Raw genomic sequence first — 8,584 nt, forward strand, 5'->3', positions numbered from 1 at the left:
ACGCCCACTCGAGTGGGCAGTCAGCCGACGGTGAACGACTTCGTGTCGACGTGGGGCCCGCCACCTTCGGCGCCACCGGACGGGTCTTCGGTCGACATCGTGATGACGTACTGCCCGGCAGGCAGCGTCCGCTCGAACGCGAACTCCCCGAAGCCGCCGGTCCCCGTCCCGCCCATGGCGTTTCCCTTGGCCACCACGCTGCCGTCGTGCCGCGTGATCTGCCACAGGAAGTTGGCCTCGAACGACGTGCCGAATCCCGTGAACTGGACCGGTCCGGCCGGCAGCTGCTGACCCTCCGTCGGGGCGAGCACCCAGACATGCGACTGGACCTCTGCCTGAGGAGCCCGCGCCGTCGGCTCGCCCAGTCGCACGACACCCCAGGCGTCGGCCGGCTTCCCGTCGACGAGGATCGTGACGGTCCGGGCGGGGGCCCCGGCAACCTGGGCCGCAGCTGTTGCGGTGTAGACGAGTTGCTGCACGGCCCGCTGGGCGAGCTCGCTGCCGACGTCCGTCCCCGAGATGGCATCGGCCGAGAGGTCCACGGTCAGCCCGTCGCCCTGACGCGTGACATCCACGCGGGACGCGGGTCGCCAGGGCGAGGTGTAGTCGGGGTCGAGCGGCTGCATCGCCGTCATGGCCGTCACCGCGGAGTCGACCGGTCCGCCGGTGTCCGGCACCGTGCGGAACTCGCGGAACAGGCGTGGCGCACCACCCGTGTCTCCGATCCAGTACACCGGCACCCCCTCGATGGAGCCCGTTGGGGCGGTCGTCCCCGGAGACGTGCTCGGGGGAACAGGGATGACGGGCGCCGAGGTGGATGGTGGGGCAGGCTGCGTCGTCACCGATGGCGACGGCGCGGTCGTGGTCACCGTGGCGCTGGGGGTGCCGGCCGGTGGTGGTGTCGGTGAGTCGGCGCGACCGGCGAGCCAGAGTGTCCCTCCGGCCACGAGCGCGACCGCAGCCGCCGCCGCGAGAATCGACCACCGTTGCTGGCCGGACGGGTGCTGGCCTCCCACCGGGCCGGCCTCATGGGCCTCGGAGAGGATCGCGTCAAGGCGCTCGCTGGGCTGGATGGACCGTGCGTCGGCGGCCAGCGCGTCGCGCAGTCCCACCTCGACCTGCCGCAGGTCCGCGCCGCTCAACGCGGTCGCTGCATCAGTCTCTGCGTCGGGGTCGGTCCGTCGACGGCTGTCGTCGGAGTTCATGACTGCTCCACCTCTGGGTTGACGGACTGCTGGGGGTCCCGCGGGGGCACGCCCTGCCGGAGCGAGCTGAGACCTCTGTGGGCATGGGCCTTGACCGACCCCGGAGCGATCCCGAGCGCTTCCGCGATCTGTGCCTCGGACAGGTCGGCGTAGTAGCGAAGGACGAGAACTTCTCGCTGCCGAGCGGGGAGGCCGCGGAGCGCCTCGATCATCGCGCCGCGCTCAGCGGCGTGGAGCACCTGGGCCTCGGCGCTCTCGGCGCTCCGCCGGCCCGGAAGGTCCGCAGCGCCGACATCGCGCGCCCGTTGCCGGTCGACGACGACCTGGTGGCGTTGGACCGAGCGGCAGGTGTTGACGACCGCGGTCTGGAGGTAGCCCACGGCTCCTCCGGTCTGTCGGATGGAGCGCCAGTTGCGGTGTGTCGCGACGAAGGCGTCCTGCACGGCATCCTCCGCCGCGCCCTGGTCATGGAGCAGCAACCACGCGAGCCGCACGAGCCGGTGCCAGTGCGCCGCGTAGAGCTCAGTGATCGCCCGGTCCGGGTCGTCAGGAAGGTCCGTCGGGGATCCGCCTCTTGCGGCTGAGGGGCGGTCACCCCCCGACGACGCGCGGTCCTCGGCATCGTGCCAAGTCGCAGCCATGCCCCACGTTCTCACGATGAGGTGACGCGCAAGTGCGTGGCTCGGTTGACATCTCTAGTGTGGCGACCATGACCGCCACTCCACAGCAGGACGACTGCCTCTTCTGCAAGATCATCGCCGGGGAGATCCCGTCGGACCGGGTCGCCGAGAGCGAGCGCGCCGTCGCCTTCCGTGACATCAACCCGGCGGCTCCGGTGCACGTGCTCGTCGTGCCGAGGCGCCACGAGCCGACCATCGGGGCGCTGGCGGCGGCGTCCCCAGTGGACCTGGAGGCGCTCTTCGCGCTCGTCGCCGAGGTCGCGGCCACGGAGGGAGTGGCCGAGCACCACCGGCTCGTCTTCAACACTGGCACTGACGCCGGCCAGACGATCTTCCACGCCCACGCCCACGTCCTGGGCGGCAAGACCTTCACGGAGCGCTGATGCCCGACGAGAACCCGGCTGGCAAGCCGCTCGGCGACGAGAGCCCGGAACGGCCGGAGGACAAGCCCGCCGACACGAGCACCAAGGACACGAGCACCAAGGAACCCGACGGCAAGGCGCCCGAGCCGCCGGAGCCGAAGGATGACCTCGTCACGACGCATCACCAGCTCCGCGTCGGGCGGCGCAGACTGGCGTACACCGCTACGGCCGGCCGAGTCGTGCTGCGCGAGGAGGAGCACAAGGACGGCACCTTCCGGGGCAACAAGGCGCGCGCCGAGATCTCCATGACCACCTACACCCTCGACGGCGCCGACCCTCGAACGCGGCCGGTGGTCTTCGCCTTCAACGGTGGCCCCGGCAGCTCGAGCGTCTGGCTCCACCTGGGGCTCCTGGGACCGCGCCGGGTGGTCATGGGCGACGTCGGCCATCTCGAGCCGCCGCCCTATGGGCTGATGGACAACCGTGAGTCCCTGCTCACGGTCGCGGACCTCGTCTTCATCGACCCGATGTCGACCGGCTGGTCACGGGCCGTCGAGGGCGGCAAACCCGGCGACTACCACGGCTACCAGCGCGACATCGAGCACGTCGGCGAGCTGATCCGGCTCTGGACCTCCCGCAACAAGCGCTGGATGTCGCCGAAGTTCGTCGCGGGCGAGTCATACGGCACGCTTCGCGGGGCGGCCCTCGCCGCGCACCTGCAGGACCGTTACGGCATGTACCTCAACGGACTCATCCTGATCAGCAGCGTTCTGGACCTGTCGTCGATCGACTTCGAGAAGCAGCGCAACGATCGTGCGCACGCCCTCTACCTGCCGACCTATGCCGCCATCGCGCATTACCACGGGAAGCACGGGCGGCGCTCCTTGCGCTCGGTCCTCCAAGAAGCGGAGGCGTATGCCGCTCGCGACCTTCCGTGGGTCCTCTCCCGAGGTGCCCGGCTGAGTCCCGACGAGCGGGCGGAGGCGGTCTCCACGATGGCCCGCCTCTCCGGCTTGTCGGGGGACTATATCGACCGGTGCGACCTGCGGATCGAGCACTGGCGGTACTTCACCGAGCTGCTCCGCGACCAGCGGCTCTCGGTCGGGCGGCTCGACGCCCGGTTCACCGGGCCGGCAGCCAGCGCCATCGCCGAGAACATGGATGCCGATCCCTCCCACGACGCGATCATGGGCCCGTACGCCGCCGCGTGGAACCACTACGTCCGGGAGGACCTCGGCTACGCCTCCGACCTGCACTACGAGCAGATCACCTCGCGGGTCATGCCGTGGTCGTTCAAGGACTTCGAGGGCCGCCCCGTGGACGTCTCGGACCGCTTGGAGCGTGCGATGCGCCAGAATCCGCATCTGCGGGTCCATGTCTCCTATGGCTACTACGACGGCGCGACGCCTCACTTTGCTGCCGAGGACGTGTTCGCCAAGCTCCGGCTGCCGGACTCCCTCCGGGCCAACATCGAGCACGCGTACTACGAGGCGGGCCACATGATGTACGTCCACGAGCCGTCGCGGGTCCAGCAGAGCCGCGACCTCGCCGATTTCGTGGTGAGGTCGTCGGGTCTGCCCACGTAGACTCGGATCCACGATGACTGATGCCGATGATCCGTTCGATACCGACCTGCCCATCACGGCGGATCCCCGGGAGCCCCACCGGCTGACCAGGGAGATGCCGCCGCCGATCGAGATGGTGTCCCTGCTCGGACCGCGCGACGAGCTGCTGCGAACCATGGAACGTCAGTTCCCGCTGGTCGACACCCACGTCCGCGGCAACGAGATGACCTTCCAGGGGCCGGCAGGCGAGCTCGAGATCATCGACCGGCTCCTCGACGAGCTCCTCGTCATCGTGGAGGCGGGCCAGCCACTCAACCGCGACGCCGTCGAACGATCCATCTCGATGCTCCGCGACCAGACGGCGGAACGGCCCGCCGATGTCCTGACGATGAACATCGTCAGCCACCGCGGCCGCACCGTCCGGCCGAAGACGCTGAACCAGAAACGCTACGTGGACGCCATCGACGAGCACACGATCGTCTTCGGCATCGGCCCCGCGGGCACCGGCAAGACCTATCTCGCAATGGCCAAGGCGGTGGCGGCCCTGCAAGCGAACCAGGTCGACCGCATCATCCTGACGCGGCCCGCAGTCGAGGCCGGCGAGCGCCTCGGCTTCCTCCCAGGCACGCTCAACGAGAAGATCGATCCCTACCTCCGACCTCTCTACGACGCGCTCCACGACATGCTCGCGCCAGAGACGATCCCCAAGCTCATGGCGTCCGGGACGATCGAGGTCGCACCCCTGGCTTACATGCGCGGTAGAACTCTTAATTCTGCGTTCATCATCCTCGACGAGGCCCAGAACACGTCGATGGAGCAGATGAAGATGTTCCTGACACGGCTGGGCTTCGGATCCAAGATGGTCGTCACGGGTGACATCACCCAGGTTGACCTGCCGGGGGGCACCCGGTCCGGCCTTCGGGTGGTCCGCGACATCCTGGGCGACATCGACGACATCCACTTCACCGAGCTGACCTCCAACGACGTCGTCCGGCACCGGCTCGTCAGTGCCATCGTCGACGCCTACGACCGGGAGGACGCTCGCGCGCGGCGCCGCGACGCCCGTGCGGCGAAGGGGGCGGAGGCCAGGCCGGCCGTCGAGCGGAGGCGAGCCCAGCGGCATACGGCACGGTCTGTTGTGGAGGCCCCCGCGGTGGAGGAAGACCGCGCATGAGCATCGACGTCCTCAACGAGACCGACGAAGCGGTCGATGAGCTCGAGCTGCTGACCTGCGCGCGGTACGTCATGGACCAGATGCGCGTGCATCCGCAGGCCGACCTCTGCATCAAGCTCGTCGACGAGCCCGCCATGGAGGTGCTCCACGAGCAGTGGATGGACCTGCCCGGGCCGACCGACGTCATGAGCTTCCCCATGGACGAGCTGCGGCCCGGCAAGGAGGGTCAGGAGCCCGAGGAGGGCACCCTCGGGGACATCGTGCTCTGCCCGTCGGTGGCCGCGCGCCAGGCCGGCGAGGCGGGGCACGCGCCGATCGAGGAGATGCTCCTGCTCACAACGCACGGCATCCTGCACCTGCTCGGCTACGACCACGCCGAGCCGGAGGAGGAGCGCGAGATGTTCGAGCTCCAGCGGCAGCTGCTGCTGACCTACCTGGCCACCCGAAACAGACCGGTCGACTGAGGCCCGAGCCCGATGTTCCCGCAACTGGTCATTCCGGCCCTCATCAGCATCGTCATCGCCTTCCTCCTCTCGGCAGCCGAGGCAGCCATCTTCCGGATGTCGCGTGTCCGCGCCCAGGAGCTCTACGACGAAGGCCGCTCCGGCGCGAAGTCCCTCCTGACGGTCGTCGCCGAGTCACCGCCCTACATCTCCGTCATCGCGTTCGTCCGCGTCGTGGCCGAGGCGACCACGGCTGTCCTCGTCACCCTCGCCGTGGCCGAGGCGGCGGACTCGTTGGTCAAGGCGCTGCTCCTCAGCATCGCGATCATGGCGGTCGTCTCGTTCGTCATCGTCGGCGTCTCCCCGCGCACCCTCGGGCGGCAGAACTTCGAGGCCGTCGCACTGTGGAGCGCGCCCTTCGCGGTGGGCCTGCACCGGGTGCTCGGCCCGCTGGCCCGGCTCCTCGTCGTCCTCGGCAATGCCGTGACGCCCGGCAAGGGCTATCGCGACGGCCCGTTCCAGACCGAGTCGGAGCTGCGCGACCTGCTCGACATGGCCGGCGAGTCGGAGGTCATCGAGGCCGAGGAGCGCGAGATGATCCACTCGGTCTTCGAGCTCGGTGACACGGTGGCGCGCGCCGTCATGGTCCCGCGCACCGACATGGTCGTCATCGAGCACGACAAGGCGTTGCGCAGCGCGATGTCGCTCTTCCTGCGGTCGGGGTTCTCCCGCATCCCCGTCGTCGGCGAGGACACGGACGACATCCTTGGCCTGCTCTACTTCAAGGACGTCGCGCGCCGGCTCAACGCCGCGCCGGAGGACGCCCGCCAACCGGTGACCGTCGTGATGCGGCCGATGCACTTCATCCCCGAGAGCAAGCCCGTCGACGACCTCCTCAGGGAGATGCAGCGCGAGCAGAACCACTTCGCCATCGTCGTCGACGAGTACGGCGGCACCGCCGGCCTCATCACGATCGAGGACATCATCGAGGAGATCGTGGGCGAGATCGCCGACGAGCACGATCGCGAGTCGCCCGGTGTGGAGGCGCTCGAGGGCGGGTCCCTGCGCGTGCCGGCCTCGCTGGACATCGACGACCTCGCCGAGATCTTCGACGTGACGATCGACGAGGAGGACGTCGACACCGTCGGCGGACTCCTCACCAAGGTCATCGGCCGGGTGCCCATCGTCGGCTCGTCCGGCACCGTGTCCGGCCTCACCCTGACGGCCGAGCGGATGGCGGGTCGCCGTCACCGTGTGGCGTCGGTCATCGTGCACCGCGCCATGCCGGAGGAGGCCGAGGCGGCCGTGGCGCCCGAGACGGAGGACGCCCATGGGCACTCGCGATCCTGACGGAGGGCGGACGAGCGGAGGTGACTCGACTCCCGACTCCCAGCAGGGCTACCGGGCCGGGTTCGCCTGCCTCATCGGCCGGCCCAACGCCGGCAAGTCGACGTTGACCAACGCCCTCGTCGGGCAGAAGGTCGCCATCACGAGCTCGAAGCCGCAGACGACTCGGCACACGATCCGGGGCATTGCGACGACGCTGACGGCCCAGCTGATCCTCGTCGACACGCCGGGCCTTCACAAGCCACGCACGCTCCTCGGCGAGCGGCTCAACGACCTGGTCCGGGAGACGCTCCTCCAGGTCGACGTCATCGGCTTCTGCCTGCCGGCCGACCAGCGGATCGGCCCCGGGGACACGTTCATCGCCAAGGAGCTGGCCGAGCTGCGTCGCGTCCGTCGGCGCCCGGTCGTCGCGATCGCCACGAAGGCGGACGCCGTCGACCGGGACCGCGTGGCAGAGCACCTCATCGCCATCGACCAGCTAGGGGACTGGGACGCGATCATCCCGTGCTCAGCCGTCTCGGGCGAGCAGGTCGAGGAGGTGCGCGACGTCCTGTCGTCCTACCTTCCAAAGTCGCCGCAGCTCTACCCGGATGGTGTCCTCACCGACGAGCCCGAGGCGATCATGATCGCCGAGCTCGTCCGCGAGGCGGCCCTCGAGGGCGTGCGTGACGAGCTGCCGCACTCGCTCGCTGTCGTCGTCGAGGAGATGGTGCCGCGCGAGGGGCGCCCGGAGGACAACCCGCTGCTCGACGTCCGGGTCAACGTCTTCGTCGAGCGGCCGAGCCAGAAAGCCATCGTCATCGGCCGCGGCGGGTCGCGCCTGCGCGAGGTCGGCACGAACTCACGCAAGGCCATCGAGGCGCTCCTCGGCCAGAAGGTCTTCCTCGACCTCCACGTCAAGGTGGCCAAGGACTGGCAGCGCGACCCGAAACAGCTGCAGCGGCTCGGTTTCTGACAACAGCCCATGGCGTATGCCGCTGAGCTCGCTCCGCGTGGCAGGCATCGTTGCGACGTGGCTCGTAGACTTGGAGCGGGAGGCCACCATGAGCGTTCAGCCCGACCATGAGCTCGAGATCCTCGAGGACGACCAGACCGTCCCACCGCGTCCGGAGGAGCTCATCGCCGACGCTGCCCGCGCGCTGGAGAGCGAGGACGTGCCTCCTCGGGACGGGGGCGAGCCTGCCGCTGGCGGATGAGGCGCGGTTCGCGAGCAACGTTGTGGGGGCTCGGCGTGTCCTTGAGGGTGCATACCTCCGCGTCCCGTCAAGGAGTGACCATGCGGTTCCCGCCCCCCAAGGCTTTCCTCGCCATGCTCATGCTCGGCACGGGAGCGTGCGCCGCGCCGCCGAGCGGGGAGGGTGGTCATGTCCTTCATCGACGAGCAACCCGCCCGATGGGGCCGGGGTCTTCGCCGAAGGTGACAGCCTCGTGATCACGTACGTCGGTCAGACGCGCGAGGAAGCCGTCAGGGCCGTCCAAGAGCGCGGCAAGGTCCCGGGGCCGGTGCGGGTCTTGGTCAAGGGCGGTGTGGCACCAGCGACCCGTCATGACGACTGGTTATGCGAGGCCGAGGCCGCGAAAGCCTGGGACGCGTCGGGAGTTGGACCACGACGACGCCAGCGAGGATGACGAGGCCACCGGCGAGCTGGACGGGCGTCATCGCCTCGCCGTAGACCAGGGCGACGGCCCCGGCCGCGACGAGCGGCTCGATGCTCGAGAGGATCCCACCGGTCGAGGCGCCGACTCGGGTGATGCCCCCTTGGTGGAGAAGCATCGCGAGGATCGTCCCGACCAGGACATAGGTGACG

At 69.5% G+C, this 8,584-nt stretch carries 10 protein-coding genes; 7 read left to right on the forward strand and 3 right to left on the reverse strand.

Annotation, left to right across the window (positions count from 1 at the left end):
- Window positions 1–20: 20 nt before the first annotated feature.
- Entirely contained in the window at window positions 21–1,205 is a 1,185-nt protein-coding gene (locus tag VIR15_RS15745) for a Gmad2 immunoglobulin-like domain-containing protein (RefSeq protein WP_331929411.1), read from the reverse strand.
- Complete coding sequence (locus VIR15_RS15750) at window positions 1,202–1,846, reverse strand: SigE family RNA polymerase sigma factor (protein ID WP_331929413.1); 645 nt, start codon at window positions 1,844–1,846, stop codon at window positions 1,202–1,204. Before VIR15_RS15750 ends, VIR15_RS15745 begins: the two co-directional genes overlap by 4 nt.
- Before the next feature lie 68 nt (window positions 1,847–1,914).
- Between VIR15_RS15750 and VIR15_RS15755 the strand changes: the two genes are divergently transcribed.
- From VIR15_RS15755 to VIR15_RS15785, 7 genes are all read left to right on the forward strand, one after another.
- A complete protein-coding gene (locus VIR15_RS15755) occupies window positions 1,915–2,268 on the forward strand; it encodes a histidine triad nucleotide-binding protein (RefSeq protein WP_331929415.1) in 354 nt (117 codons plus the stop codon).
- The gene (locus tag VIR15_RS15760; protein WP_331929417.1) at window positions 2,268–3,833 is read left to right on the forward strand and encodes a S10 family peptidase; all 1,566 of its coding nucleotides are present in this window, start codon (window positions 2,268–2,270) and stop codon (window positions 3,831–3,833) included. The genes VIR15_RS15755 and VIR15_RS15760 overlap by 1 nt, the downstream gene beginning before the upstream one ends.
- 13 nt (window positions 3,834–3,846) lie before the next feature.
- A complete protein-coding gene (locus tag VIR15_RS15765; RefSeq protein ID WP_414654970.1) occupies window positions 3,847–4,986 on the forward strand; it encodes a PhoH family protein in 1,140 nt (379 codons plus the stop codon).
- The gene (gene ybeY / locus VIR15_RS15770; RefSeq protein WP_331929418.1) at window positions 4,983–5,450 is read left to right on the forward strand and encodes an rRNA maturation RNase YbeY; all 468 of its coding nucleotides are present in this window, start codon (window positions 4,983–4,985) and stop codon (window positions 5,448–5,450) included. The genes VIR15_RS15765 and ybeY overlap by 4 nt, the downstream gene beginning before the upstream one ends.
- 12 nt (window positions 5,451–5,462) lie before the next feature.
- Window positions 5,463–6,779 (forward strand): hemolysin family protein, encoded by a 1,317-nt coding sequence (locus VIR15_RS15775; protein ID WP_331929419.1) that lies wholly within the window; start codon window positions 5,463–5,465, stop codon window positions 6,777–6,779.
- Complete coding sequence (gene era, locus VIR15_RS15780; RefSeq protein WP_331929420.1) at window positions 6,760–7,731, forward strand: GTPase Era; 972 nt, start codon at window positions 6,760–6,762, stop codon at window positions 7,729–7,731. Before VIR15_RS15775 ends, era begins: the two co-directional genes overlap by 20 nt.
- A gap of 88 nt (window positions 7,732–7,819) precedes the next feature.
- The gene (locus VIR15_RS15785) at window positions 7,820–7,972 is read left to right on the forward strand and encodes a hypothetical protein (RefSeq protein ID WP_331929421.1); all 153 of its coding nucleotides are present in this window, start codon (window positions 7,820–7,822) and stop codon (window positions 7,970–7,972) included.
- 320 nt (window positions 7,973–8,292) lie between these two features.
- Here the strand turns inward: VIR15_RS15785 and VIR15_RS15790 are convergent.
- On the reverse strand, window positions 8,293–8,584 hold a 292-nt coding region (locus tag VIR15_RS15790; protein ID WP_331929422.1), incomplete at its 5' end, for an EamA family transporter.

Origin of the sequence: Intrasporangium sp. (assembly GCF_036566125.1) — a bacterium.
Classification (GTDB): domain Bacteria; phylum Actinomycetota; class Actinomycetes; order Actinomycetales; family Dermatophilaceae; genus Intrasporangium.

Excerpts from the sequence above, each read along its gene's own strand:
- VIR15_RS15745 (WP_331929411.1), bottom strand. The coding sequence starts at position 1,205 with ATGAACTCCGACGACAGCCGTCGACGGACCGACCCCGACGCAGAGACT.
- VIR15_RS15750 (WP_331929413.1), bottom strand. The coding sequence starts at position 1,846 with ATGGCTGCGACTTGGCACGATGCCGAGGACCGCGCGTCGTCGGGGGGT.
- VIR15_RS15755 (WP_331929415.1), top strand. The coding sequence starts at position 1,915 with ATGACCGCCACTCCACAGCAGGACGACTGCCTCTTCTGCAAGATCATC.
- VIR15_RS15760 (WP_331929417.1), top strand. The coding sequence starts at position 2,268 with ATGCCCGACGAGAACCCGGCTGGCAAGCCGCTCGGCGACGAGAGCCCG.
- VIR15_RS15765 (WP_414654970.1), top strand. The coding sequence starts at position 3,847 with ATGACTGATGCCGATGATCCGTTCGATACCGACCTGCCCATCACGGCG.
- ybeY (WP_331929418.1), top strand. The coding sequence starts at position 4,983 with ATGAGCATCGACGTCCTCAACGAGACCGACGAAGCGGTCGATGAGCTC.
- VIR15_RS15775 (WP_331929419.1), top strand. The coding sequence starts at position 5,463 with ATGTTCCCGCAACTGGTCATTCCGGCCCTCATCAGCATCGTCATCGCC.
- era (WP_331929420.1), top strand. The coding sequence starts at position 6,760 with ATGGGCACTCGCGATCCTGACGGAGGGCGGACGAGCGGAGGTGACTCG.
- VIR15_RS15785 (WP_331929421.1), top strand. The coding sequence starts at position 7,820 with ATGAGCGTTCAGCCCGACCATGAGCTCGAGATCCTCGAGGACGACCAG.